23 protein-coding genes and 5 pseudogenes are annotated in these 26,138 nt (G+C 70.3%); 21 read left to right on the top strand and 7 right to left on the bottom strand.

The annotated features are described in order from the left end of the window. The first annotated feature begins 70 nt into the window (after positions 1-70). The 8 genes and pseudogenes from ACIBJG_RS37750 (at position 71) to ACIBJG_RS37715 (ending at position 7,457) form a co-directional block, all read left to right on the top strand. A complete protein-coding gene (locus tag ACIBJG_RS37750; protein WP_399314738.1) occupies positions 71-1,753 on the top strand; it encodes an ABC-F family ATP-binding cassette domain-containing protein in 1,683 nt (560 codons plus the stop codon). Between the two features lie 103 nt (positions 1,754-1,856). Further along, positions 1,857-2,414, top strand: coding sequence for a CGNR zinc finger domain-containing protein (locus ACIBJG_RS37745; protein ID WP_399314737.1), 558 nt, complete (start codon positions 1,857-1,859; stop codon positions 2,412-2,414). 193 nt (positions 2,415-2,607) lie between these two features. Continuing rightward, the gene (msrA, locus tag ACIBJG_RS37740; RefSeq protein ID WP_399314735.1) at positions 2,608-3,120 is read left to right on the top strand and encodes a peptide-methionine (S)-S-oxide reductase MsrA; all 513 of its coding nucleotides are present in this window, start codon (positions 2,608-2,610) and stop codon (positions 3,118-3,120) included. A gap of 130 nt (positions 3,121-3,250) precedes the next feature. After that, a complete protein-coding gene (locus ACIBJG_RS37735) occupies positions 3,251-4,096 on the top strand; it encodes a prephenate dehydratase (protein WP_399314733.1) in 846 nt (281 codons plus the stop codon). Between the two features lie 68 nt (positions 4,097-4,164). Next, the gene (locus ACIBJG_RS37730) at positions 4,165-4,458 is read left to right on the top strand and encodes a hypothetical protein (RefSeq protein ID WP_399314732.1); all 294 of its coding nucleotides are present in this window, start codon (positions 4,165-4,167) and stop codon (positions 4,456-4,458) included. Between the two features lie 238 nt (positions 4,459-4,696). Further along, positions 4,697-4,975: a hypothetical protein gene (locus ACIBJG_RS37725; RefSeq protein WP_399314730.1), complete on the top strand. Its 279-nt coding sequence runs from the start codon at positions 4,697-4,699 to the stop codon at positions 4,973-4,975. A 157-nt stretch (positions 4,976-5,132) separates the two neighbouring features. Further along, a pseudogene (locus ACIBJG_RS37720) lies at positions 5,133-6,050 on the top strand (aldehyde dehydrogenase family protein); the annotation flags it as partial. A gap of 501 nt (positions 6,051-6,551) precedes the next feature. Continuing rightward, positions 6,552-7,457, top strand: a complete 906-nt coding sequence (locus ACIBJG_RS37715; RefSeq protein ID WP_399314750.1) for an alpha/beta hydrolase — start codon at positions 6,552-6,554, stop codon at positions 7,455-7,457. 149 nt (positions 7,458-7,606) lie between these two features. Here ACIBJG_RS37715 and ACIBJG_RS37710 read toward each other — a convergent pair. Continuing rightward, positions 7,607-7,900, bottom strand: a pseudogene (locus ACIBJG_RS37710) (transposase); the annotation flags it as partial. A gap of 68 nt (positions 7,901-7,968) precedes the next feature. Here ACIBJG_RS37710 and ACIBJG_RS37705 point away from each other — a divergent pair. The 5 genes from ACIBJG_RS37705 (at position 7,969) to ACIBJG_RS37685 (ending at position 12,199) form a co-directional block, all read left to right on the top strand. Then, positions 7,969-8,733 carry a class I SAM-dependent methyltransferase gene (locus tag ACIBJG_RS37705; protein WP_399314729.1) on the top strand — a complete coding sequence of 255 codons (765 nt, stop codon included), beginning with the start codon at positions 7,969-7,971 and terminating at the stop codon, positions 8,731-8,733. A 191-nt stretch (positions 8,734-8,924) separates the two neighbouring features. Beyond that, positions 8,925-9,413 (top strand): flavin reductase family protein, encoded by a 489-nt coding sequence (locus ACIBJG_RS37700; RefSeq protein WP_399314727.1) that lies wholly within the window; start codon positions 8,925-8,927, stop codon positions 9,411-9,413. A 450-nt stretch (positions 9,414-9,863) separates the two neighbouring features. Continuing rightward, positions 9,864-10,703, top strand: a complete 840-nt coding sequence (locus ACIBJG_RS37695) for a GH25 family lysozyme (protein WP_399314749.1) — start codon at positions 9,864-9,866, stop codon at positions 10,701-10,703. A gap of 92 nt (positions 10,704-10,795) precedes the next feature. Then, positions 10,796-10,966 carry a hydrophobic protein gene (locus ACIBJG_RS37690; RefSeq protein WP_399314726.1) on the top strand — a complete coding sequence of 57 codons (171 nt, stop codon included), beginning with the start codon at positions 10,796-10,798 and terminating at the stop codon, positions 10,964-10,966. A gap of 342 nt (positions 10,967-11,308) precedes the next feature. Beyond that, a complete protein-coding gene (locus tag ACIBJG_RS37685; RefSeq protein WP_399314725.1) occupies positions 11,309-12,199 on the top strand; it encodes an LLM class F420-dependent oxidoreductase in 891 nt (296 codons plus the stop codon). A 126-nt stretch (positions 12,200-12,325) separates the two neighbouring features. Here ACIBJG_RS37685 and ACIBJG_RS37680 read toward each other — a convergent pair whose 3' ends face one another. The 5 genes from ACIBJG_RS37680 to ACIBJG_RS37660 form a co-directional block, all read right to left on the bottom strand. Next, positions 12,326-12,775 (bottom strand): spore-associated protein, encoded by a 450-nt coding sequence (locus ACIBJG_RS37680; RefSeq protein ID WP_399314724.1) that lies wholly within the window; start codon positions 12,773-12,775, stop codon positions 12,326-12,328. Between the two features lie 126 nt (positions 12,776-12,901). Continuing rightward, positions 12,902-14,155 carry a serine hydrolase domain-containing protein gene (locus ACIBJG_RS37675; RefSeq protein ID WP_399314722.1) on the bottom strand — a complete coding sequence of 418 codons (1,254 nt, stop codon included), beginning with the start codon at positions 14,153-14,155 and terminating at the stop codon, positions 12,902-12,904. A 106-nt stretch (positions 14,156-14,261) separates the two neighbouring features. Beyond that, positions 14,262-14,813 (bottom strand): YciI family protein, encoded by a 552-nt coding sequence (locus ACIBJG_RS37670; protein ID WP_399314720.1) that lies wholly within the window; start codon positions 14,811-14,813, stop codon positions 14,262-14,264. 177 nt (positions 14,814-14,990) lie between these two features. Next, on the bottom strand, positions 14,991-16,244 hold the full coding sequence (locus ACIBJG_RS37665) for an amidohydrolase (RefSeq protein ID WP_399314718.1): 1,254 nt from the start codon (positions 16,242-16,244) through the stop codon (positions 14,991-14,993). A 121-nt stretch (positions 16,245-16,365) separates the two neighbouring features. After that, entirely contained in the window at positions 16,366-18,078 is a 1,713-nt protein-coding gene (locus ACIBJG_RS37660) for an isocitrate lyase/phosphoenolpyruvate mutase family protein (RefSeq protein WP_399314716.1), read from the bottom strand. Between the two features lie 65 nt (positions 18,079-18,143). Between ACIBJG_RS37660 and ACIBJG_RS37655 the strand changes: the two are divergent. Beyond that, positions 18,144-18,822 (top strand): annotated as a pseudogene (locus ACIBJG_RS37655) (ArsR/SmtB family transcription factor). A 129-nt stretch (positions 18,823-18,951) separates the two neighbouring features. Continuing rightward, the gene (locus ACIBJG_RS37650) at positions 18,952-19,410 is read left to right on the top strand and encodes a nuclear transport factor 2 family protein (protein ID WP_399314714.1); all 459 of its coding nucleotides are present in this window, start codon (positions 18,952-18,954) and stop codon (positions 19,408-19,410) included. A gap of 34 nt (positions 19,411-19,444) precedes the next feature. Here the strand turns inward: ACIBJG_RS37650 and ACIBJG_RS37645 are convergent, their stop codons facing one another. After that, on the bottom strand, positions 19,445-21,487 hold the full coding sequence (locus ACIBJG_RS37645) for a prolyl oligopeptidase family protein (RefSeq protein WP_399314712.1): 2,043 nt from the start codon (positions 21,485-21,487) through the stop codon (positions 19,445-19,447). A 144-nt stretch (positions 21,488-21,631) separates the two neighbouring features. On the opposite strand from ACIBJG_RS37645, the gene ligD reads away from it, so the two are divergent. The 6 genes and pseudogenes from ligD to ACIBJG_RS37615 form a co-directional block, all read left to right on the top strand. Beyond that, entirely contained in the window at positions 21,632-22,600 is a 969-nt protein-coding gene (ligD, locus tag ACIBJG_RS37640) for a non-homologous end-joining DNA ligase (RefSeq protein ID WP_399314711.1), read from the top strand. A gap of 10 nt (positions 22,601-22,610) precedes the next feature. Next, positions 22,611-22,823 (top strand): annotated as a pseudogene (locus ACIBJG_RS37635) (SAM-dependent methyltransferase); the annotation flags it as partial. A 107-nt stretch (positions 22,824-22,930) separates the two neighbouring features. Next, on the top strand, positions 22,931-23,455 hold the full coding sequence (locus ACIBJG_RS37630) for a GNAT family N-acetyltransferase (protein WP_399314709.1): 525 nt from the start codon (positions 22,931-22,933) through the stop codon (positions 23,453-23,455). A gap of 105 nt (positions 23,456-23,560) precedes the next feature. Beyond that, positions 23,561-23,971 (top strand): VOC family protein, encoded by a 411-nt coding sequence (locus ACIBJG_RS37625; protein WP_399314707.1) that lies wholly within the window; start codon positions 23,561-23,563, stop codon positions 23,969-23,971. 56 nt (positions 23,972-24,027) lie between these two features. Further along, positions 24,028-24,498 (top strand): helix-turn-helix transcriptional regulator, encoded by a 471-nt coding sequence (locus ACIBJG_RS37620; protein WP_399314705.1) that lies wholly within the window; start codon positions 24,028-24,030, stop codon positions 24,496-24,498. Positions 24,499-24,590: 92 nt separating this feature from the next. Next, positions 24,591-25,836: pseudogene (locus tag ACIBJG_RS37615) on the top strand (AAA family ATPase); the annotation flags it as partial. Positions 25,837-26,138: the final 302 nt, after the last annotated feature.

The raw sequence follows: 26,138 nt of genomic DNA, 5'->3' as shown, positions 1-26,138 counted from the left end.
TGTCGACGTGACCCGCGTCCGAGGCCTCGTGCCCGGCGGGCGAAGCATCGAACACGTTGGATGAATTCCCATGCCCCAGCCCGCCCTGATCGCCCACGACCTCTTCCGCAGTCTGGGCGGCCGCCGGGTACTCGACGGCGTTTCCCTGACCGTTTCCCCCGGCCACCGTATCGGCCTGATCGGGGAGAACGGCGTCGGCAAGTCCACCCTGCTGCGGCTGCTCGCCGCGGCGGACGAACCCGACGCCGGCAGCGTCACGCGCCCGGCCGACCTCGGCTTCCTGCAACAGGAGACACCGTTCGACACCTCGTCGACCATCGGCACGGTGCTGGACGAGGCCCTGCTCGAGGCCCGCGAGGTCCTCACGGACCTCGACCGGCTCACCGAGGGGCTGGCCCGCTCCACGGACGACGCCCCGGGCCATGCCGTGCTGCTCGACGCCTACGGCCGACGGCTGGAGGAGGCCCAGGACCTGGAGGTATGGGACGCCGACCGGCGCGCGGCCGTCATGCTGGAGGGCCTCGGTCTCGGAGCGTTCGGACACGACCGGACACTCGGCTCCCTGTCCGGCGGACAGCGCGGACGCCTCGCCCTGGCCGCTCTGCTGGTCAGGCGGCCGTCGGCGCTCCTGCTGGACGAGCCGACCAACCACCTCGACGACGCTGCCGCCGACTTCGTCGAGGAGCAGGTACGCGCGCTGCCCGGGGCCGTGGTGGTGGCGAGCCACGACCGGGCCTTCCTCGACGCGGTCTGCACCGACCTCATCGACCTCGACCCCTCTGTGGACGGCCCGGTCCGCTACGGCGGCAACTACAGCGCCTACCTCGCCGAGAAACGTGCCGAGCGGGAGCGCTGGGTGCGGCGCTACACCGAAGAGCAGGAGGACCTGGAAGCGCTGCGTCACTCGGCCGGTGTCACAGCGCATCGCCTGGCGCCGGACCGGGAGCGACGGGACAACGAGAAGATGGGGTACGGCCACCGGGCCGGACGCGTACAGAGCCAGATCTCACGCCGGGTGCGCAACGCCACCCGCAGGCTGGAGGAACTGGAACGAGCCCAGGTCGCCGAGCCACCGCGGCCGCTGCGCTTCGCCGCCCCGGCGCTCTCCGCGTCGGCTACCGAGGGCCAGGACCCACTGGTCGCCCTCCACGGCGTGCGGGTCCCGGGCCGGCTCGTTCTGGACGACCTGGAGGTGGCGGCGACCGACCGTCTGCTGGTCACCGGGGGCAACGGGGCCGGTAAGTCGACGCTGCTGGCTGTGCTCGCCGGACGTCTCACGGCTGAGGGCGTGATCCGCCGGCGGAGCGGGCTGACCGTGGGGCTGCTCATCCAGGACACCGCGTTCGACCGGCCGGACCGTACGGCCCGTGACACCTACCAGCAGTCGCTGGGCGCTGAACGGGCCGAGGCCATCACGCTGGGTTCGCTGGGCCTGATGCACGAGGCGGATCTCGACAGACCAGTCGGACATCTCTCGGTCGGCCAACGCCGGCGGCTGGCGCTGGCCCTCCTCGTGGCACGCCCGCCACACCTGCTGCTGCTCGACGAGCCGACGAACCACCTCTCCCCTCGCCTCTGCGACGAACTGGAGGAAGCCCTGGGTATCGGCCCCGGCGCGATCGTGGTCGCGAGCCACGACCGCTGGCTGCGGAAGCGCTGGCAGGGCCGGGAGATCCTGCTGAACACCGGCCGGACAGAGCAGGCCGCCACCGGCTCCACGATCCGCCCCGGGGCCGGGAAGGGCGGGCGCTGACGCGACGAGGGCGGATTCGGAGCGCGGGCCTATCCAGGCACACCACCGCTCTGGCAGGTGACGGTTCTTGCTCCACGCCGCAGTCACCTGTCAGGATGGTGATGTGAACCTCAACCATGTCTTCGTTTGCGGAAATCCCGCCCTCGACTTCGCGGCGACTCTCCGTGCCCGCCGTTCGGCGCGCTTCGAGATGTTCGTGACGCCGGACCGGTTGAACGCCTGGTATCTGGAGTCCGGCGTCGTCGACACGGTGAGCCCCGGCGAGGAGAGCGACGTCGAGCAGGCCACGGCCGTACGGGAGGCCATCTACGAACTGGTCACGGTCCGTCGCCTCGGGGAGGACTTCGACGAGAAGGCACTCGGGACGCTGAACGCCGCCGCGCGCAAGCCGCCCGCGACGCCGCAGCTCACGCCGTCAGGGCGCCGGACCGAGGCAACGCCCGAGCAGGCCCTGTCCACCGTCGCCCGGTGCGCCGTCGAACTGCTCAGCGGGCCGGACGTGCCCCTGCTGAAGGAATGCGGCAACCCCGAGTGCACCCGCGTCTACATCGACAGGTCCCGCGGCATGCGGCGTCAGTGGTGCGGCATGGACTCCTGCGGGAACAAGATCAAGGCAGCCGCCTACCGTGCCCGCAAGAAGACCGCGCCGGCCGCTCACTGATCCACCGCAGCGGGTCCGACCGGCCGGCCGGTCAAAGGTTCCGCCCTGGAACGCGTCGGCCCCTGCCGCCGCCCCGCGGCCACGTCCGTCATGGGCAGGAGGGATGGGTCCGCGCACGGCCGGGAGAACCGATGGTGAGCGGCATAAGCAGCTGTGCAAGGCTGTTCGAAGTACAAAGGAAAGGTGACCTGTGATGACTGACAGCGAGAACAAGGCCCTGCTGGCGGGTGGCTGCTTCTGGGGTATGCAGGAGCTGATCCGGTCGCTGCCCGGGGTGGTGGCGACGCGGGTCGGATACAGCGGCGACGACATGCCAAAGCCGACCTACCGGAACCACGGAAATCACGCCGAGGCGATCGAGATCACCTACGATCCCGCGGTCACCGACTACCGGAACCTGCTGGAGTACTTCTTCCAGATCCACGACCCGTCCACGAAGAACCGGCAGGGCAACGACGTGGGCCTCAGCTACCGGTCCGCCGTCTTCTACCTGGACGACGAGCAACGGCGCATCGCGCACGACACCATCGCCGACGTCGACGCGTCCGGACTCTGGCCCGGACCGGTGGTCACCGAGGTCGTACCGGCGGGTGCCTTCTGGGAAGCCGAACCGGACCACCAGGACTATCTCCAGCGCTATCCGGACGGCTACACATGCCACTTCCCGCGTCCTGGTTGGCGCCTGCCTCACCGCTCGGCATCCTGATCCTCGTCGTCACCCGGCTTCCCCTGGTGCGCCCGGTGAAGGACAGGTCACCGATACTTCACTACACACGCTTCGCGGTGGAACTTCTGCCGCCCGACGCTCAGAGCCCCACAGTGGAAGGCTGAACACGGTGACCACCGTCGCATACCAGGGTGAACCCGGATCCAATTCGGCGACCGTGGCTCACGCCCTGTTTCCCGAAGGACATGAGTTTCCCTGCACGGGCTTCGAACAGGCTCTGGACGCCGTCACACTCGGCACCGCCGACGCCGCGGTGATCCCGGTGGACAACTCCGCGGCCGGCCGCGTCGCGGACGTGCATCACCTGCTGCCGGAATCGGGGCTGTTCATCGTCGCCGAGTACTTCCTCGCCATCCGCTTCGACCTGATGGCCGTCCCCGGCACGACCCTCGACCAGGTGGAGTGCGTACGCAGCCATGTTCACGCCCTGGGACAGTGCCGGAAGGTGCTGCGGGAGGGTGACTGGCGCACCCTCGTCAGCGATGACACGGCCGGGGCTGCGCGTGAGGTGGCGGAGCTGGGTGATCCACGGCATGCGGCGCTCGCTCCGCCCGCTGCGGCACGGCTCTACGGGCTGGACGTCCTGCGGTCCGAGGTCGAGGACGATCCGGACAACACCACGCGCTTCGTTGTGCTCTCCCGGGATTCCGCCCTCGCGCCCGACACGGGTGAGCCGACGATGACGAGCCTCTTCTTCTGCGTACGGAACATTCCCAGCGCGCTCTACAAGGCGCTCGGCGGCTTCGCCAGCAACGCCGTGAACCTCACCAAGATCGAGAGCTACCAGATCGGCGCCGGGCTGAACCCCAGCCGGTTCTACGTGGAGGTCGAGGGCCACCCCGACGAGCCGCGGGTCGCCCTGGCCCTGCAGGAGTTGCACTTCTTCTCGTCGGAGGTGCGCATTCTCGGAACGTACCCGGCACATCCGCACCGGCTGCGGGGTCGCGCCCGCTGAACGGCCGGCGGCGCGCGTCGACGAAAACGTTCAGAGGAAGTTCGCGCCGATTCGGTCCATGACCTGACGTGACAGCGGTTCCGGCCCACCCCACACCTCGGTGGCACGCCGTGCCGGGCGGACTCCGCGACGGCGACCGCTACGAGAAGCGGCTGGCACCGCGGCCGTTCATCCATGTCCCCACGATCACCCTGGACGCCGAGCGCGCCCCCTTCACACCGCCGCCCGGCGACGGCTCGTCGTACATCGACCGGTTCACCGGCCCTTACGACCACCGGTTACTGCGGGGCATCGGTCACAACCAGCCGCCGGAAACGCCCACCGCCTTCGCCCAGGCCGTCGTCGACACGGACAGCTTCTGACGGGGGCGGTGCACCGGCAGCGACACCCTCGGCCGACTGGGCGTGACGGCAAAAGCGCAGCTCGGCGAGACGCCGAGGGGCGTTCGCGCCACCTGACGCATGCGGCTGCCGATGGCATCGGCTTTTGAGGATCCGGTCGGACCTCGGCGCGTCGAGATGGTGCGCCCGGCCGTCGCGGGCGTCGTACCGGCCCCCACTGCGGTTGCTGCGCGGTGAGTGCGGAGCGACCGTGGTGGCTATGACGACTCGGTATGAGGGTGACGCGGTGCTCGCTGCCGGGCGCTTGCAGATCCCGGTGGAGGCTCACCTGGTCCTGATGGATCCTGAGGGGTGGCGCGGCAGTCTGCGGGGTGTCCCCACCAGTCGGATCTTCGACCTGCACGACAGTGACGAGCTGCGCCTCCACATGCCGGACGGCCAGGTGCGGCGGGTCCACCTGGAGCCGGCCAGTCATGCGCACGAGAGCGAGTTCACCGTGGTGCCGGTATCCGGTGACGGATCGGCTCCCTTCCGGTAGCCACGCCGAAATCGCGGACAGCCCAGCGGCTACGACCGCGGCTCCGGCCGCCGACCGGAGCCGGGGGAACCGGCTCGCCTGCGTCGGGGGCTCCAAGCCCGTGGAGGAAGGTGTCGACGACTACGTCGGCCGCCTGCGCGGCGTTCAGGTCGCGCACCCTCCGGGCCGGTCCGTGATCGGCCGGGCCGCGCAGGCACTGCCGGCCGATGTGGACCGTGCGGTCGCCGCGGCGGGTGCCGCGTTCGAGTAGGGCGGGTGGCGGCGCGCGGCACCGGCGGAGCGGATCGCCCGGGTGCGCCGGTTCGATGCGCTGCGTGAGGCGAACGCGGAGAAGATTGCGGCATTGACCTCGGCGGAGAACGGCTCGGCCGGATGGTTCACCCTGGCGGGTCAGCCCGGTCTGATGCGTCAGGCGAACGCCTACCTGAAGGCGGCGGAGGAGCTCGGGTGGGAGGAGCCCCTGGTGCCGGCCGACCCCGATTCGTCGGTACGCAGCGTGGTGCGTCGCGGGGCGGCGGGAGCGGTGGCGGCGGTGATTCCGTGGAACTCGCCGTTCCCGGCAGCCACAGCGAAGATCATTCCTGCGCTGTTCGCGGGAAACCCGGTCGCACTGAAGGTGTCGCCGGACAACTCGCTGAGCATGGGCTTGCCGGCCGACCTGCTGGAGCAGACCGGCCTGCCCAAGGGCGTGGTCAGCGTGCTGCCCGCGGATCGGGAGACCAGTGAGTACCTGGTGTCGCACCCGGATGTCGACAAGATCGCCTTTACCGGTTCAATGCGGGCCGGGCGCCGGATCGCCTCGATCGCGGGCGAGCAGTTGAAGCGGGTCGGGCTGGAGCTGGGCGGGAAGTCGGCAGCGGTGATCGTGCCGGATGCCGATGCCGCCGGGGCGGTGCAGGGGCTGAAGTTCGGTTCGCTCCTGAACCACGGCGAGGCGTGCATCGCGCAGACCCGGATTTTGGCGCCGCGCTCACGGTACGAGGAGGTCATATCGGCGCTGAAGGAGATGGTGGAGTCGCTGAAGGTCGGCGACCCCGATGCCCCTGACACCTTCACCCAACCGGGCCGACCTGACGATGACGACTCAGGCGCGCTCGCTGCGGCCTGGGGGGAATTCGTTGCCGTCGCAGTCAGAGACCGTCGAGAACCAGGACGTGGCCCAGACGGTGAGACAGTCGGTCTCGTGGATCGTCTCGAACGGGTGGCCATTCCACGTTCCGTACGAGGTGACATACACAGCTTCCCCGGGCTTCAGTCAGTAATCCTGCCCGAACGGCTCGAACCACAGCTGCACATGCTCCTTGCCGTCGTCTTGCACCAGTAGCGGATGGCCCGCCGATACCTGGCGCGATGCCGAGACGAAGATGGCCTTCTGTCCGTGATCACGGAGTCCCACGCTTGCAGACCACACGGAACGGCCGCATGGGAAGGTGGTGTTGGGTCCACCCCTGTGGTGGTGCTGGACCGCTGGCGGGCCGAACGGGCCTTTCATAGCGTCGTGCTCATGATGAATGCGACGAACGAAGAACGAACAGGTTCCACCCGGCGGACTGCACTGCGTGGGCTGGGACTCGCGGTGGGGGGCGTGGCACTGGCCACCGGACTGGGAACCTCGCCAGCGGCAGCGGACCCGCGTCACGGGCTCACCACCTATGTACTGGTGCACGGTACCCACAGCGCCGGCGCGTTCTGGACGCCGATCGCGCGTGAGCTGACGCTGCGCGGTCACCGCGTCGTCATGGTGGACCAGCCGCAGCACGGCGCGGAGGCCTTCGTGCCGGAGTCGTATCAGCGGCAGGACCTCGAAGCGATGGCGGCCGAGTTCTCCCCCCTGAAGGGCCTCGGGCTGGAGGACTACGAGGCGCGCGTCACGGGCATCGTGCGGCGGGCGGCACGGAACGGCCCGGTGGTGCTGGTCGGGCACAGCCTGGGGGGCGTATCGGTCAGCCGTGTCGGCGAAGCCGTCCCGCATCTGCTTCGCCACATTTGCTACATGGCGGCCTTCTGTCCCAGCCGCATCCTGCCCACGGCAGACGCCTGCACGGCGGCACCCGAGAACGCGAACGCCGTCAGCCCGGTCGAGCTGACGGTGGGTGACCCGGACCGGCTCGGTGTACTACGACTGAACTTCCGGACGGGTGACAGCCGTGAGCTGGCCCTCCTGAAGGAGATGATCTGCGCGGACTACCCCGACGCCGAATTCCGCCGGCTACTGGCCGACATGCAGACCGACGAGCCCGTCACCGCTTATGCGGGCCGAGCGGTCGGACAGGCTGGTCGCTGGGGACGCATCCCCCGCTCCTACCTGCGTTTCGGCAGGGACCGGACGATCGCCACCGCGCTCCAGGACAGAATGATCGCCGAAGCCGACGCGTTCACGCCCGGCAACAGCTTCCGCGTGCACGATTTTCCCGGGGCGTCACACGTCGGCCCCCTGGATCCCATCCCGGTGGCCGAAATCCTGGACACGCTCGCAAAGTAGGAGGATAGGGCGCTCGAAGAAGTCACGGGTCGACCGCCCTTCAACCGCACCATCATCGAGCCGGGACCAACTCCTGCTTCGTCCACGCTGTCGCCCTCTCATCATCCTTCCGTAGAGGGATGTCCTATCACCGAGAGCCGAGCCATTTATCAGGTGGCCGGAAATGGGCGCTTGCGTAGCAAGCTGAAACCGGCTCGGCCGAACATCAGGCGCGTGAGCACCTTGATCCGGTTGACGTGTCCCTCGACGACGCCGGAGTTCCAGGGCACTGTGAGTCCGGCGATGACCGTCTCGCGGTCTCGGTCGATGCACGCCGCGAGAGTGTGGAGGCTGGGCAGGTCGTCCTGGCGGACGGCGTCGAGCCACTGCGGGAGCCGTTCGCCCTGGCGCTCGGTGAGCATCTGGGCGAAGGTCCGGACGTGACCGGTGAGGGCGTCGAGTTCACCGCCTACGGAAACGGCAGCGGAAATCCGGTAGCTGTTCTGCCCCGGTTCTGCATACGTTCGCACGCATGGCTGACGACTGCTTCGCGCACCCACGGCTCGCCGCGATCTACGATCTACTCGATCCCGACCGCAGTGATCTCGCCGCATATCTCCGGATCGCAGAAGAGTTCGAGGCACGCCGAGTGCTGGACATCGGCTGCGGAACGGGGGAATTCGCGCTGCTCCTGGCCAGCCACGGTATCGAAGTCGTCGGCGTTGATCCCGCTTCGGCCTCCCTCGACGTCGCCCGGGCCAAGCGGGACAGCGCACAGGTGCGGTGGATCCACGGTGACGCGACAGGTCTCCCCTCCCTGCAGGTCGATCTCGCCACGATGACAGCGAACGTCGCTCAGGCCATCACGGACCCTCACGCATGGGAGGGGACACTGCAGGGAGCGTACGAAGCGCTACGGCCGGGCGGCCACCTGGTCTTCGAGACCCGCGATCCGGCCGGACGTGCCTGGGAGGAGTGGACCCGCGAGAAGTCCTGCCGCGTGACAGAGATACCGGCCGTCGGCGCGGTCGAGAGCTGGGTTCAGCTGATCGACGTCAGCCGGCCCTTGGTGACATTCCGCTGGACCTACAGGTTCGCCGCGGACGGACAGGTACTCACGTCGGATTCGACGTTGCGCTTCCGGGAGCGGGAGGAGGTCGAGCAGGACATGGTCGCGCGAGGGTACGTGGTGGAAGGGGTGCGCGATGCCCCCGACCGGCCGGGCCGGGAGTTCGTCTTTCTGGCACGCCGCCCGGACAAGGGCGCCCGTGGAGTCACGGCACACCCGGCGCGATGAAGCCCGACCGGCGCGCGGAACTGAAGGTCGCGGCCCGGCCTGCGGGTGCGCGGCGCGGCGCCACGCTTGCGTGGGCGAGCCCTCTTCACCGCTCCCATGCTCACATAGCATTTCCATCGAACTCCACACGTTCTTCGAGTCCTTCGATCGGGGGTCCAGCATCCGACCTCGCAGGCAGGGAGCCCAGTACCGTGACCGACCTGGATCCTTTCACCGACGCGCTCGACTATCCGCTGTACGTCGTGACCGCCACGGCGGCCGGTGAGCGGGCCGGCTGCCTGGTCGGTTTCGGCTCCCAGTGCTCGATCCGGCCCGCCCGGTTCATCGTGTGGCTGTCGAAGGCCAACCGGACCTATCGCGTCGCGGTCCGCGCCGAACGCCTTGCGGTGCACCTGCTGGACCATGACCAGCACCATCTGGCCCGCCTCTTCGGCGGCGAGACCGGGGACACGACCGACAAGTTCGCCCGGACCGCCTGGCACCCGGGCCCCGGTGGGGTCCCGGTCCTTGACGACGCGCCCGTCTGGTTCGTCGGCCGCGTCGAGAGCCGTGTCGACGGCGGCGACCACGTCGGGTTCTTCCTCGCCCCGGAGGCGGCGGAGCACCCTGCGGGCGACGGCCTGCGTCTCCTGTTTCTGGCTGACGGTCTCGACATCTCGCCGGGGCATCCGGCGGACTGACCCGTTCTCAGCCGGCCGAACTTCACAGAGGTGGCAGTTTCCGTCCGCGGCGTACCCCTTTACGCGGGCGCCTCGCACATGCGTCACTCGTGATGTGCCCTCATCAATATGCACCTTCATTCCGAAGGGCATGCACCTGCACACGGGGTCACCCGAATGCCGCTTCAGCCACCCACTCCCGGCGCGCCGAAGGACGAACCTCTCCTGGTTCGTAACCCTTTGCATCAAGGCGTGACAGCGGCACGCCGAAAACAGACAGTGCGGCTCCCTGGATTCGTCCGTGAAACGCGGGACTATTCCGGGGCAGCCCGGCAGTCCGCAATCCAGGAAGCCACGGTGACGGTCGACCCACGTTCGCCTGCTACGCGAGTGGACCCACCCCCCCCATCGCCCAGGAGGAATGCGTTGTCATCTCGAATTCACCACCCCGGAGCCGTGCGCCACACGCTGATGGTGGCAGGGGCGCTCAGCCTCATCACGACCCTTTTCCCGGCAGTCTCTGCAGGCGCGGCCGCTGCGGCACCCCTGCCCTCCGGCAGCACCATCCCCCTCGGCAGCGGATACATGGGCGCCGGATACCTCGACGACGGCGAGAAGTTCACTGCAGACACGCGGCAGATCGAGTTCGGCGCCGAGGGCAGCGCGTCGACTCAGGCTTCCCTGGCCGGCATCGACGTATCCCACTACCAGGGAACGATCAACTGGTCGTCGGTGAAGTCTGCGGGCATCAAGTTCGCCTACATCAAGGCCACGGAGTCGACCACGTACAAAGACCCCACCTTCAGCACCAACTACCTTCACGCCCACAACGCAAAGGTGATCCGGGGCGCCTACCACTTCGCGCGTCCCAACCTCTCCAGCGGCGCGGCTCAGGCGAACTACTTCGCCGGCAACGGTGGGGCCTGGTCACGCGACAACCTGACGCTGCCCGGCATGCTCGACCTCGAAGGCGGCTGCTACGGAAAGTCGACCTCGGCCATGCGGTCGTGGGTTCTGGACTTCTACAACACGTACAAGGCGAAGACCGGCCGTGACGCCGTCATCTACACCAGCCCGAGCTGGTGGAACACCTGCACCGGCGGCTGGAGCGGCATGTCCGCCCGGAGTCCCCTGTTCGTCGCCCACTGGACGAGCGCGTCCAGTCCTTCCATCCCCAGCGGATTTCCGTACTGGACCTTCTGGCAGTACACCGACTCCGGTTCGGTGAACGGGATCTCGGGCGCCGTGGACCGCGACCGGTTCAGCGGCGACAGCAGCCGTCTGCTGGCGCTGGCCAACAACACGCCCTGACGGGCGCATCATCGCACCCATAGGGAACGCAGAGGCTCCGCAGGAATGGAGCGGCAATGTCGGGGCACATGAACTCGCGGAGGTTGATACTCATGGTTCCTGTCATTCTGGTTCTCCTGCTCGCGCTTCTTCTCTTCGGGGCCGGCTTCGCGCTGAAGGCCCTTTGGTGGATTGCCGTCGTCGTGCTGGTGGTGTGGCTCCTCGGTTTCGTGATCCGCCCGGCAGCAGGCGGCGGCAAGCGAGGGCGCTGGTATCGCTGGTAGAAGAGATGTGACAGAAGAAAGCGCGTGGGCGAAATCGGCTATCGCGCGCAGGGCGGCGATTATCACCGCCCACCCTGACCCTCACGACAGGCAGCGGGAAGGGGGGGGGGGGGGGGGGGCGGGGGGGGGGCCCCCCCCCGCCCGCGGCGGGGGGGGGGGGCGGGCCCCCCCCCCGCCCCCCCGCCCCCCCCCCCGGGGGGGGGGGGGGGCGCGCGCGGGCCGCCGCGCCCCCCCCCCCTCCCCGCTGCTCGATTCCCGCTGCTCGATTTCCCGCACTCGGCCGATCGGCCGAACCGTCCACCGCGTGGGGAATAGTGGGCGCGCGGCGCTGTTGATCACACCATGACTTCTGAGACACGTGAGACGTTCGGGCAGATCGGCATCTGGAGCAGTGCCCTGCATGGGTCGCGGGTGGACGACGCGGGCAGGGCGGCCATCGCGGAGGCGGTCACGGAGCTGGAAGACCTGGGATACGGCACGCTCTGGATCGGGGGCAGTCCCTCACCCGAGGATGCCGCCGCTGTCGTCACCGCCACCCGTTCGGTCACCGTGGCCACAGGCATCCTGAGCATCTGGGACCACTCCGCGGCGGAGGTGGCGGCCCGCATCGCGACGCTCGACGCGAGTGCCCGCGGGCGCTTCGTCCTCGGCCTGGGGGTCAGCCACGGCCCGATGGTGCCGCAGTACGCGAAACCGTACAGCGCGATGGTCGCGTACCTCGATGCACTGGACTCCGCCACCCCGCCCGTGGATTCCGGACATCGCGTGCTGGCGGCGCTCGGCCCGAAGATGCTGAAGCTCGCGACGGACCGGGCGCTGGGCGCCCACCCCTATCTCGTCACCACCGAGCACACGGCGGAAGCCCGCGAGGCACTCGGCCCCGACGCACTGCTCGCCCCGGAACTCACCGTCGTGCTCGACACCGACCTCGGCAGGGCCCGCACCACGGCTCGCAACATGCTGGCGATGTACCTGCAGTTGCCGAACTACACCGACAACCTGCTGCGCCTGGGATTCGCGGAGAGCGACTTCGAGGGTGGTGGAAGCGTTCGGCTTCTCGACGCCCTCTTCGCCCTGGGCGACGCCGAGCACGTGAGGGCCAGGACCAGGCAGTACCTCGACGCCGGCGCCGATCACGTCGCCCTCCAGGTGCTCACTGCCGAGCAGGGCGGTGCCGGCCTGCCGCGAGCCGAATGGCGCGCCCTGGCAGAGGCCTTCGGGGACGAGCTGTAGAAGGGGCGGCCCCAGGAAAGGGACAGCCCCGAGAAGCGGCAGTCGCACGCCGGGGGCCGTCATCCGCCGCCCCGCACCTCGTCGACCGCGAGGTGCGGGGCGGCGGACCGGCTCCACACGCCCGGATCAACGGACCTCGGTGACCCGGTGTTCCCTGAGTGCCGCACAGTTGGAGTTGTCCACCGACACGTACACGTTGGCGATGCTGCCGCCCCAGCTGACGCAGTGGCCCTTGCCGTAGACGTAGGCGGGCCCCGCGTACGACGTGTAGTTCCCGGAGTCCCCGGCCCACTCGTCGGTGTCGGGCACGTAGATGTACGTGGCCATGGCCTTGGCGGTGCCCGGGTTGGTGCGGATGGTCGCGACGCAGTTCTTCCCGTTCGAGGGGTTGTACGTCAGGTAGACGGTGCCCAGCGAACCGACGGGCGCCGCGTTCACGGTCTTGTAGGCACTGCCGCAGACGCCCTGCGGCGTGACGTTGGGTGCGGCGGAGGCGGCCGTTGCGCCCACCAGCGTGGCACTCACGACCAGTGCGCCTAACGCCCCGGCGGCCGCGACATTACGCATGCTTCTCATATATCCCCCTTGTAGCTCCAGGAGCGTTTTGCTCCTACTTGGTAGGACTCATGGAGGGCGGGGATGGTTGTACCGGGTGTACCAGTTACTTCCGCCGGGCGGGGTCGGGAGTCTCGACCACCCGGTCTACCGATTGCGCAAGAGGGCGCAGACGAAGTTCTCCTCCACGGCCCGCAGCCGCTTCAGCAGTGCGGGCTTGTTCGTCTTGTTGACCTGAGTGGTGAGGGAGAAGGTCAGCGAGCGTTTGCCGTCCGGGGTGGCCGCGACCAGCTGGGTGTAGCCCGGGAAGTTGCCCGTGTGGCCGTACACCACACCGCAACGGGTGGTGTAGCGGAAGATCGCGAGACCGGCCTTGTTCTCGCCCGGGCCCGCGGGTTCGGAGGCACCGTTCACCCAGTTCCGCTGTTGGCGGCGGGTCCGGTCGGTGATGAGCTTCCCACCGGCGTAGCCACGGATGAAGGCCGTCATGTCCTTCGGTGTCGAGATGATCCCGCCCGACGCCCACACGCCCGACGCGCTCAGCACCTCGCTGACGTCCTCGGGCGGGTCCGGAGGGGTGACGTCATAGCCGTGCATGTACGGCAGGGGCATCCGGTAGCCCTGCGGCAGGCTGGTGCTTCGCACATGGAGCGGGCGGTACACGAGCTGGGCGAGCAGATCCTCGTAGCGGCGTCCTGTCACCGCTTCCGCCATCAGGGCGACCGCGATGTTGTCGGAGTTGGAGTAGGAGTAGCGAGCTCCCGGACGGAACATCAGCGGTTCGCCGGCGACGAAGTCCAGTAGCCGTCGGGAGTCGAAGTGGCGGCGGGGATTCGCGGATACCAGGTCCAGGAACTCCGGGTCCGCGGAGTAGTCCGGCAGTCCGCTGGTGTGGTTCAGGAGCTGGCGCAGTGTGACCCGGTGCCAGGCGCGCGGCAGTCGGGGAAGCACACGGCCGATGGTGTCGTTGAGGCGCAGCTTCCCGCGGTCGACGAGCTGGAGCGAGACCGCGCCGCTGTACGCCTTGGCCGTGCTGGCGATCCGCATGTGGTCGGTCGCCTCGATCGGACGGTCGGTGCCGGTCCCGGCCACACCGGCCCGGAAGACCTCGGTGCGGGGCCCGCGCTTGAGGACGGCGATCACTCCGGGCGGCCCGCCGGGCGCGTCGGTCAGTTCCTGCAACTGCTCGCGCAGTGCGCGGTCGTGGTCGACGGGGACGTCAGCGGCGTGGGCCGGGGAGAGCACCAGCCCGGCCGTGCAGGCGGCGGCCAGCAGGGCGGCAAGGGGCAGGCGGACCTGCGGGGAGCCGGAAAGCAGCACGGGAGGACTCCTGAGGCGTGAGCTCGGTGGAACTCCCAGCTTCGCCCCCGGCTCCGCAACCCGCGCGCGGCCCTGCTCCATCCAGCGGAGAGCGACGCGTCCACCGCGGGGGATCAACTCGGTGGACGCGCGCCGCGAGCGCCGAGGCCCCCGGACGCAGACGCGGGGATGCCGGGTGCCCCTCAGGTCAGGACGGCCGCCCGCCGAACTGCCAGCTGCGCACCTCGATGTCGGCATACCGGTCCGCTGTCAGGACGGCGCGTGCCGTGTCCGGATCCGGCGCCCGCACCAAGGCCGCCGTGCCGAGCCAGGTGGCACCGTCGTCGGACAGCAGCGGCCCGTAGGCGATCAGCTCGTCGTGGTCGGACGGCACCTCGAGGTCGGCGGCCTCACCCTCGCCGAGACCGATCACCAGGTACCGGTTGCCGCCGTCCTGCCCACCGGGGAAGTCCCACATAGTGCGCCCCAGCTTGTTGCGCCACCGCCGCAGCAGCACATCGCGATAGACACCGGCCTGGTAGTTCGGCTCGTCGAAAGCGAACGTGCGAGCAGCGGCGGAGTCGGCGAGGTCAACGATATGCACGCTTCCGGTGGGCGCTTCGCCGTCGTCGGCGAGGGTCGGGCCCCGGGCGATCATCTCCTTCGCGTACTGGTCCATGTAGGACCAATGCGCTTCCAGCAGCCCGTCGCGCAGCGGAACGGAGCCGGGCCGGTCGCGGTGGTAACAGAAGAACTCCATGCTCAAGGATCTCTGTGCGGAGGAGCCAGGTCCAGCGCATTACTACGGCGGCCGGGAGAAGCCGATTCCGGTCAGCAGGAAGGCGCAGCCCCCGGCAGGCGCTGTCGGCACCCGCCGTCGGGCTGCGCCCGAAGCGGACCCGTCCCTCGTCACGCCCGTACGGTGCGTATGCCGCGGTCAGACTCTGCCGAGCCAGGTCAGCGCCGCCACGACCAGCGCTTCCACGCCGGTGCTCAGCGTCGGCTCGACGACCGGTGCGAAGGCCGCGGAATGGTTGCTGGGCAGCTCGTCCATGCGCCCCTCGGTGAATGCGGCAATCGTCGACTCCGTTTCCAGCCCTCCCCAGAACCAGAACACCGTCGGCACGCCGAGCGCCTCGCCGAACACACCCACGTCCTCGCTCGCGTTCACCTGAGGCATCGGCAGAAGCCGCTGCGCACCGAAGTGTTCGGTGAACGCCGCCACCGTCGTCTTCGTGGACTCCGGTTCGCTGACGAGGGCGGGTGCGGATGCGAACCAGGTGAAGTCCGGCGGCTTCGGCGCACCACTCGTCCGCGACTCCCCCGCCACGATGCGCTCCACCGCGCTGCGCACGAGGTCGCGTACGGCCGGGGTGAAGGCGCGGATGTTGACACCCATCTCGGCGGTCTCCGGGATGATGTTTTCCTTGGTGCCGGCTTTCAGGCGTCCCACCGTCACTACGGCGGTCTCCGCCGGCGGCACCTCGCGGGCGACGATTCCCTGAAGCCGCGTGACGACGTTCGCTGCCATCAGCACCGGATCGATCGCCGCCTCCGGCCTGGATCCGTGGCCGCCCCGGCCGTGGAGTGTGATGTTCACCGAGTCGGCAGCCGCCATCACCGGTCCGTTGCCGTATCCGATGAATCCGGCCGGCAGGGGCCCGACGTGCTGCCCCAGCACGATGTCCGGCTTGGGAAAGCGCTCGAACAGCCCGTCGTCGACCATTCCCCGGGCGCCGACGGCCAGTTCCTCGGCCGGCTGGAACACCACCAGCAGTGTGCCGCTCCACTGCTCGCGGTTCTGGGCGAGCAGGGCGGCGGCCCCGGTGAGACAGACGGCGTGCATGTCGTGCCCGCAGGCGTGCATCACGGGCACTTCATGGCCGTCCCCGTCCACGGCACGCACCGTGCTGGCGTACGGCAGTCCGGTCCTCTCCTCCACCGGCAGCGCGTCGAAGTCCGCGCGCAGCATCACCACCGGACCGTCCCCGTTACGCAGGACGCCCACCACTCCGGTGACGCCGACCTTCTCGACGACCTCGTCGAAGTCCGCGGTCCGCAGCCGCTGGGCCAGCAGCGCCGCGGTCCGCGTCTCCTGCAGCGACAGCTCCGGGTGGCGGTGCAGGTCCCGATAGAAGTCGGCGAGTTCCTCGCGTATGTGCGGCAGGCCCTCAGTCACCGTACTGGCCATGTCCCGTTCCTCCTCCGTGCCGGTCCGGGCACGGTACCGTCCGGACCGGCGTACCGCACGGCGGGACCCGACGCCGCGAGACGGCTCGCACCTGCGGATACACCGCAGGTGACGCACGCCGTCACAGGGGAGGCCGTACCCTCCGGGCCTGCGCCAGTGCCTGGACGTCGGCGTACGACGGGGCACCCGGATCCGTAGCCCGCCCGTCCCGGATCGCGGTCGCCGCGGTGACGGCCGAGGCCAGCGCCATGCGGTAGAGCAGCGAGCCGAGGCTGACCCTGCGCACGCCCAGTGCCGCGAGTTCGGAGAGAGTGGGCCCGGCCGGGGTGTACAGGACGTTCAACGGTACGACGAGGGCCGAGGTCAGCTCGGCGATCCCGTCCGGATCCGACAGCCCCGGTACGAACACCCCGTCGGCGCCCGACTGTTCGTAGAGGGCGAGGCGGGTCGCGGTCTCGTTCTCCTGGCGGCCCGCCCAGTGGGTGTCGGTGCGTGCGTTCACGAACAGCTCCGGCACCGCGTTCTTGACGGCGGCGATCTTCGACGCGTGCAGTTCCATCGGCGCGAGTGTTCCGTCGGGGCGGCCGTCCTCGAGGTTGATGCCGGCCGCGCCCGCCTCGTACAAGGCCCGCGCGAGCTCGGCCACTTCCGCCGCGTCGTCGCTGAACCCGCCTTCGGCATCGACGGTGAACAGGAATCGGCCCTCTCCCAGGCGTCGTGCCAGCGCCATGGTCGCCGCGGCCGTCGCGGCCGCCCCGTCCGGGAGTCCGGCGGCAGCGGCCACGCCCAGGCTGGTGGTGCCGATGGCCTCGAAGCCCTCGGCCGCCAGCGCGGCGGCGGAGGCGTGGTCCCAGGCGTTGGGGAGCAGCAGCGGGGTCGCCCGGTTGTGCAGGCGGGCGAACGGGGTGAGCGGGCGCCGGAGAAGTCCTTCGGTCAGCGCGAGGGCGTGGGCCCGGCCGGGGCAGATGCGGGGCGCGGCGCCGAAGGTGAGTGGCACCGGGTGTGCGCGGTTGGCGGTCGCCAGGTCGAGGAGCACGACGTCACCTGCGGCGATCTCCCGGTCCGCGACCCTGGTGGCCCTGACGGCGACGCGACGCATGCCCCGTACCGGAGGCCGGTCCCGCAGGACCCGGGAGAGCGGAAGGCCGCCGCTGCCGGCTGCGGCAGCGACGAGCGTGGCCGTCGCTTCGCACGCCTGGACCAGCAGCCCGATGCGACTGGCGGCGGACTCCAGAGCGGCCTCGTCCCACGGAGGCCGGGTCTCGTCCCACGGAAGCCCTGCCTCACCCAACGCAGGCGCGGCCCCGGAGGGGAGCCCCGCCCGGTCCGAGGGGAGCACCACCCCACCCGAGGGGAGCGCCGTCTGGCCCGGGGGGAGCACCGCCCCACCCGAGAAGAGCGCCGCCTGGTCCGGCGCAGGCGCCGTCGGCCACCCCACCAGCCGGGCCACTGCCTCGTCAGCGGCTGCGTCCTCGCCACCGAAGTAGACCCCGGCCACCACGATCACTGCCTCCGCCACGGCTTCGGGCCGTGGCATCCCCAGAGCGCCCGCGAGCGTACGCACCACCCCGGCCCGGAGCTCTCCCCCGGGCGCCGCCGCTGCCGCCTGTCGCAGCGATTCGGGCGCCAGACGAGCCAGCTCGGCCTCCACCAGAGCCCGCCGCCGCCGGTGTGGCTCTCCGTGGCTGAAGCGGGCCACCGTGGCACGCAGCCAGGCGACACTCGCCCCGGCCGGACCGTCTTCCGCGGCCGGCCGCTCGGGGACGAGCGCCGGGTCGGCGAGCGCCGACCGTACGTCCTCGAAGCGATCGAACTCATGCGTCGTGTGCGTCATGACTCCGACGCTAGGGCCGCGACGGTTCGGCGCCGGCCGAACCGTCGCGGCGGCATCATGGCCGCATGTCCTCCCTCTCCGAAACCGCCTCTCTCCTCGCCGACCGCACGCGTGCCGCCTTCTGCCAGGCTCTGCTCGACGGCCGTGCCTGGACCGCCGGCGAGCTCGCCCGGAGCGCCGGGGTCAGCGCGTCCACGGCGAGCGAGCAGCTCTCCCGTCTCATCGAGGGCGGTCTGCTGGCCGAGGAGCGACAGGGGCGGCACCGCTATGTGCGACTGGCGGGCCCGGAGGCGGCCGCCCTCATCGAGGCCGTCGCCTCGTTCGCCCCCGCCGCCCCCCCGCCCGCGGAACCTGCGCCAATCCGTGCAGGCGGGCGCCGAGGCGCGAGCCCGGACCTGTTACGACCATCTGGCCGGTGAACTGGGTGTGACCCTGGCCGACGCCATGGTGGTCCGGGGGCTGGTCTCCGAGGACGCCGGACTCGCCCTCACTCCGGCGGGCCGGGCCTGGCTGGCCGATGTCCTGGGCTACCGGCATCCCGCAGGTACGCGCCGGCCCCTGGTGCGCAGCTGCCTGGACTGGACGGAGCGTCGGTCGCATCTGGCCGGTGCGGTGGGAGCGGCCTTGTGCGCCACGTCGTTGGAGAGGCAGTGGGTGCGGCGGATCGGCTCCGGGCGGGCGGTGAAGGTGACCCCGGTGGGGGCCGAGACGTTCCGCGCCCTGCTGGGGGTAGAGGTCGGCTGAAGCGGCGCGACGGGTGGGCCCGGCTGCGGATTACCTCCGGGGTAATCGACCGCGCTCCCCTCTCCCGGCAGGATCGGACACATCGACCGGGACACCCGGTAGCCCCGACTCAGCCGCGAGGAGCCCACCATGGCCGTCCAGCCCACCCCCGACACGCAGCGCCCGACCAGCGGAGCGGGTTCCGCACCGGAGGCCACCCGGGCTGTTGTGGAGGCCTTCCTCGCGGCCCGGCTGGCCGGGGACACCGAGCGGATCGCCGCACTGTTCGCCGACGAGGTCGACTGGCTGCTGGCGGAGAACCCCGTGGTCCCATGGATCCGCCCCCGGTCCACCGCCGCCGAATGCGCCGCCCAGTCGGCGGAGTTGGCGGCGCACACGGTGCCCGAGGACGCGCGCGCGTCCGTCGACACCTTCCTTGTCGACGGCACCGACGCCGTCCTGATGGGCCACCTGTCGGGAACCGTACGGGCGACGGGCAAGTCCTTCGCAGGCCCGTTCGCGCTCCACCTCACCGTCGAGCACGGTCGCGTCACCCGCCACCACCTCTACGAGAACAGCCTGTCGATCGCCGAAGCCTGCGCGCCGTAGAGCCCGCCCGTGGGCACCCTGCCGCCCGCTGCCGTCAGCCGAGGGCCGATGGATCCGGTGGGGCCTGTGGGGAGAGGTGGCGCCACAGGAAGGTGTGCATCAGGGCGTTGTTGTGGGCGGCCTGCTCGTTGTCTCCGGCGCCCGCATGGCCGCCACCGGTGTTTTCGTGGAGCAGGACCCGGTGGCCGAGTTCGCGCAGCCGTGCGGCCGCTTTACGGGCGTGGCCCGGGTGGACGCGGTCGTCACGGGTGGAGGTCGTCAGGAGCAGCGGCGGGTAGGCCCGACCGGCGGTGAGCCGGTGGTACGGGGACAGTGCACGCAGGTGCTCGCGATCGGCCTGGTCGTCCGGGTCGCCGTACTCGGCGATCCAGGACGCACCGGCGAGGAGCTCGTGGAAGCGGAGCATGTCCAGCAGCGGGACCTGTGCGACTATCGCGCCGAACAGCTCCGGGTAGCGCGTGACCATCGCCCCCATGAGCAGTCCGCCGTTGCTGCCCCCCGCGGCGCCCAGCATGGCCGCGGTGGTGACGCCCCGTGCGACGAGGTCCACGGCGACGGCCGCGAAGTCCTCGAAGGCCCGTGCCCGGTCCGCGCCGAGGGCGGCGCGGTGCCAGCCCGGTCCGTACTCACCCCCGCCTCGGATGTTCGCGATCACGTACGTGCCACCGCGCTCCAGCCACGCCCGGCCGGTCACCGCTCCGTAGAAGGGGGTGAGTGAGACCTCGAAGCCGCCGTAGCCGTAGAGCAGGGCGGGGCCGGGGCCCGTGGGGGCGTGGTCGGGGCCGATCACGAAGTACGGCACCTCCGTGCCGTCCTGGGAGATCGCGAAGAACTGCTCCACGGTCAGGCCGGCCGTGTCGAAGCGGGACGGTGCCTCCTTGAGGATCTCCGTGTCGCCCCCGATCCTCCCGTGATAGAGCGTGGACGGCTGCAGGAAGCCCGACACGTCGAGGAAGAACTCGTCGGAGACGTCCGGGTCCGTGTCCACGACGGTGACGGCGGACAGCGCCGGGACGTCCGCGAGCGCCTCGCGCACCCACCCGGAGCCGGAGGTGGGGGCGAGTACCTCGATGCGGGTGCTGACGTCGTGCATCGTCTCCAGGATCAGATGGTGACGCGTCCACGCGTGCCCGGCCAGAGCCGTCCGGGCGTCGGGGGTGAACAGCGCCTCCGGGGCGCGGTCGCCGGCCAGGAAGGCGTCGAAGCCGAAGGCCAGCAGGGAGCCCGCCCGGTGTCCGAGCCAGTCGGACTTCAGGTGGACGATCAGATGCTCGCGATGGGCGTACGTGGTGGCGTCGTCCGGCACGTCGAGCCTGACGAGCGAGGTGTCGCCGGTGAGGAGATACGTCTCGCTGTGGTGGAAGTCCATCGACCGGACGACGAAGTCCCGTTCGAAACCGGGTGTGGAGTCGTGCCGGCCGGCGACGGCCACGTCTCGTTCCTCTCCCTCGAAGACCGGGGCGGCCTCGGCCAGGGGCGTACCGCGGCGCCATCTGCGGACCGTCCGCGGATAGCCGGATCCGGTGAGGGAGCCCGGCCCGAAGTCCGTACCGATGAAGACGGTGTCGGCGTCGATCCACCCGATGTCCGTCTTCGCTTCCGCCACCTGGAACCCGCCCTCGACGAAGGTGCGGCCGCCGAGGTCGAACTCCCGGACCACCACGGCATCACCGCCGTCGCGCGAGAGGCGGACCAGGGCCCGGTCGCAGTCGGGACGGCGTACCCGAGCACCCGCCCACATCCACTTCGTACCCTCCTCGGCGGCGAGTGCGTCGATGTCGAGGAGGACCTCCCACCGGGGGTCATCCGTGCGGTACTGCTCCGGTGTCGTACGCCGCCACACACCACGCGGATGCGCGGCGTCCCGCCAGAAGTTGTAGAGGAAATCGCCGCGGCGCGAGACATAGGGGATCCGGTCCGGCGCGTCCAGGACCTCCAGCAGGCGTTGCTTCAGGGAGGCGAACCCGGCGCCGGACGCCAGTGCGGCGTCCGTCTCGGCGTTCCGCTCGGCCACCCAGGCGAGCGCGGCTTCGCCCTCGACGTCTTCCAGCCACAGGTACGGGTCATCATTGATCACCACAGAATTGTGCAGGTTCGCCGGGCGCGGTGGAAACGTATGCGCCTCCAGGGGCCGGCGGAGCCCACGGACAGGTCGCGAGGGGCGCGGCCGTTCGTCCGCCGCCGGTCTGCGCAGCTCTGCCGGACGTTCGATCATCGAGCCATGGCTCCGATTCCTCCCGGCACCCTCTGGTCGCCGCCGTCGATCGCACCGATGCTGGCTGTGCCGGGTCCGCTGCCCGTGCCCGACTCGGACTGGGCGTTCGAGACCAAATGGGACGGTGTCCGCTGCGTCCTCGGTACGACGGGCGACGGATCGGTGCGGCTGACCTCGCGAGCGGGCAACGACCTCACGGTGACCTACCCGGAGCTGCAGGCCCTGGGCGGTGAACTGCGCGGGCGCGGTGTGGTCCTGGACGGTGAGCTCGTGGCCCTCGACGCTTCCGGACGGTCCGACTTCGGCCGGCTCCAGAGCCGGATGGGCGTGGTCAACGCACGGCGGGCCGGCCGCCTGGCGCTGGACTGTCCCGCCCATCTGATGATCTTCGACGTCATGTACCTCGACGGCCGTGTTCTGCTCGGCGCGTCGTACGGGGAACGTCGTGAGGTCCTGTCCGCCCTGGCGATGTCCGGGGCGCACTGGTCGGCACCCTCGTACGTGCAGGGGCACGGGACGCAGGTGTGGGACGCCGTGGTCCGTGAAGGCCTGGAGGGCGTGGTCGCCAAGAGGCTCTCCTCCCCGTACACGCCCGGCACCCGATCGGCTCACTGGCGCAAGACCAAGGTGGTGCAGACGCTGGACGTGGTCATCGGCGGCTGGACCCAGAGACGAGGTGCGGCCGTGGATGTGCCGGGGGCGGTACTCGTCGGCGTCACCGGGCCCACCGGGCTGCGGTACGCGGGATCGGTGGGATCGGGTATGTCCGAGCGTGAACAGAGCGAACTCATGGCGTACTTCGCGGTCATCGCGCGCCCGACGTCCCCGTTCGCCGATCCGGTCGACGTGGCCGGTGCGCACTGGGTGGAGCCGCGGCTGGTCGCGGAGGTCACCGCGTCGGAATGGACGAGGGCCGGCCGGCTGCGTCATCCGGTCTGGCAACGGCTGCGCCCGGATCTGACCCGGCTGGACTGATACACGGGATGGCCTGGAGGACGTCCGGGCCGACGTGTACTTCCCGATCACCTCGCCGGCGTGCTCCGTCCTCGAGGGCGCGACCGTGCGGCAGATCCGCGGCCTTCTGGTGTCGGAAGAGCTCGCCACCGACGAGGAGACCGACCGCCACCTGGCAAGCGTGGCCACCGGCCGCCTTGACCTCGCCACCGCCCCGATGATCTCCGCATGGAGGCACCGCCCCTGCCCTCCGCTCGCGTACCGCTGCGACCAGGAGGGCGTGGCCGGGTCCGCGACCGGGGCGCTCCTCCGGGGCACGGGACAGCGGAACACCCGTGCGAAGATCGCGAGATGATCGCTCTGCGCTTCCGCCCCGCCCACGACACCGACCTCGCCACTGTCGTACGGCTGCGCGACGACGCCGCACACTGGATGCTCGCGCGAGGCGTCACGGGTCAGTGGCAGCCGGGTGAGCTGAGCGGGGACCACTTCCGCCGGATCATGGAGACCGGGGAGGTGTGGCTCGCGGAAGCCGCCGGTCACGTCGTCGGGGCCTGGGAGCTGTGGTGGGAGGACGAGGATGCCTGGGGGCCGCAGTCGTCGCAGGCCGGATATGTCCACCGGCTCATGGTGGATCGCAGCAGGGTCCCGCCCGGGACGGGCCGGCAGCTCCTGCGCGCGGCGGAACGCCGCGTGGCCGAGACGGGCCGGCCGCTGGTACGTCTGGACTGTCTGGCCGGCAACGTCCGGCTGAAGGCGTATTACCTCGACGCCGGGTACCGGGTTGTCGGACACAAGGAGGGAAAGCCGCAGCCGGGCGGTGCGCCCAAGTCGTTCACGCTTCTCGAAAAGTCCGCACAGGCCGGTGAGGAGTAACCGCGGCAACCGAAGAGCAGACAGCCGAAGAGCAGACAAAGGGTCGGCGGGATCGGTCAGGAATCAAGAAGCGCGGGCCACAAAGGCGGATCTAGCATGATCGCCATGGACATCAGCATTCACACCAGCTTCCTTCCGCACGACGACCCGGACGCGTCCGTGGCCTTCTACCGCGACGTTCTCGGCTTCGAGGTCCGCAGTGACGTCGGACAGGGGAAGATGCGCTGGATCACGGTCGGCCCCGTCGGACAGCCCAGCACGTCCATCCTGCTGGCCCCGCCGGCCGTCGACCCCGGCATCACCGACGACGAGCGACGCACCATCACCGAGATGATGGCCAAGGGCACTTACGGATGGATCCTGCTGGCCACCCCGGACCTCGACGCCACGTTCGAGAAGGTGCAGGCGAGCGACACCGAGGTCGTCCAGGAGCCGACCGAGCAGCCGTACGGCATCCGCGACTGCGCCTTCCGCGATCCCGCAGGCAACCTGGTCCGCATCCAGGAGCTTCGCTGAACCGTCCGGCCCGCCGTACTCCAGGCAGCCATCGGCGTCGACGAAACGGAGCTCGCATGTGTCATCCCGCGTGGGGGCGCGCACGCCTAGCGGCGCAGCACCTGAGTGACCTCGCCCGGCTGCGCCGCATACGCGACCGGATCGACCGGGAGTACGCGCAGCCACTGGACGTCGAAGCGCTCGCCCGCGGCGCGAACGTGCCGGCCGGGCATCTCAGCCGCCAGTTCCGGCTGGCCTACGGCACGTCTCCGTACGCCTATCTGACGGCCCGCCGCATCGAGCGTGCGACGGCCCTGCTGCGGCACGGTGGTCTCGGCGTCGCGGAGACGCGCCGCGCGGTCGGCTGCCCTTCGCCGGGCATCTTCCGTACACGCTTCACCGAGCTCGTCGGCGTATCACCCGACGTCTATCGGCACCGCGCGACGGGCGCCGTGGCGGGAGCGACACCGTGGGTACCCGGACAGGCGACCGCACCGGCCGACCGGCGGGACGTGCCGGTCGTCGGGCCGGAACGAGCCTGTACGTAGACGGGGTTGGCGAGGCGCAGAACCCACCGCGTCCATGACCAGGGGGCCCTCCCCGAAGAGGGGCCCGCACCGACCGACTGGAGGAATCATGACGGGCGTCCGCGGATCTGGTGAAGAAGACCGTCGAGGCAGCCGTCAGGTTCTACGAGGAGCCGCCCGCCAAGGGCATGACGGTCACGACCCCGTGGTCCGACATCCGGCTGAGCGCCGGCGACTGGGCCGTAGCGTTCGAAGCCGCACCCGGCACGCCGCACAACGAGGCGCGTGACCTGGTCCTGGAGGAGCTGGTCACGATCCTGGTGGACAGGCACGACGGCGACGTTCCCGACGAACTGCTGCGCAAGTCCCTGCTGCGGAACCGGGAGTTGCTCGCCGTCTTCGACGGTGCCTGGCCGTTGATCGACGCGGTCGACCTCGTCAGCGACCTGGGGTCGGTACCCGCCTATCTGCGCACCTGTGCTCCCTGGCTGAGCCGCGACGACGTGTCACGGCTGCAGCGCGCGGACGCACGGGCCTGGACCGTGTCCGACCTCCTGGACGCGGCACGCCGGCGGCTCGGTGACCCGGAGACGTCGCTGCGCAGGCGCCGGCACAGCGCCGCCGTAGCCGCCGAGCGTGAACACATGGCTCACGTCATCGACGCCCTGCTCGAGGCAGATGCCGACGGCGAGGGCGCGGTCACGATGCTGCACGGACAGGACCTCAAGGACACCCTCGTCGACGGATCCTCACTGCCGGGCAGCGAGCCGGACCTCCTCGCCGGGCCGTTCGCGCACATCGTCGTGGACGAGGCCCAGGAGCTGACCGACGCGGAATGGCAGATGCTGCTGCTCCGCTGTCCGTCCCGGAGCTTCACCATCGTCGGCGATCGCGCCCAGGCCAGGCACGGCTTCACGGAGTCCTGGCAGGAGCGGCTGGAGCGGGTCGGGTTCGACCGGATCGGCCAGGCCTCCCTGAGCATCAACCACCGGACGCCGGAAGAGGTGATGGCGGAGGCGAGCCGGTCATCCGGGCCGCGCTCCCCGACGCCACGTGCCGGCCTCCATCCGCAGCAGCGGCATTCCCGTCTCCCACGGCTCCGCTGCCGAGCGCGACACGGTCCTCGACACCTGGCTCACCGCGCATGCGGACGGGATCGCCTGCGTCATCGGCGAACCCGTGTTCCGGGCGACACCCCGGGTCCGTTCGCTGACCCCGGAACTGTCGAAGGGGCTCGAGTTCGACCTGGTCGTCCTCATCGACCCGGAGGAGTTCGGCACGGGCATCGAAGGAGCCGTCGACCGCTACGTCGCGATGACCCGCGCGACCCAGCGGCTGGTCGTCCTCACGAGCTCCTGACCCGGGCCGGCTCGGCCGCCACGACGGTGGTCGCGCCGATGCGACGACAGGTGGCTCGGCTGCGCTGCCACGGCGGCGCCCCGCCTCGCCACCCGAGCGGCGCGCCGCCGCCGCTCGCCGACTCGTCCGGGTCCGGCGGTGCCGGGCCCGGACGAGTGGCGGGGACGTACGGCCGGGGCCTGTCCGGCCCTGATCCGCCGGACCGGTCCTAGGGCGTGTTTCGAAAGTCCCGCCTGCCGGGCGGCGTCTGGCACGCACGCTCGCGGCGTTGCCGAAAAGTCCTAGTAGCTCCGCTACGAGGA

It is taken from the genome of Streptomyces sp. NPDC050422, assembly GCF_044458665.1.
Classification (GTDB): Bacteria; Actinomycetota; Actinomycetes; order Streptomycetales; family Streptomycetaceae; genus Streptomyces.
This window is presented reverse-complemented; position numbering and strand designations above follow the sequence as displayed.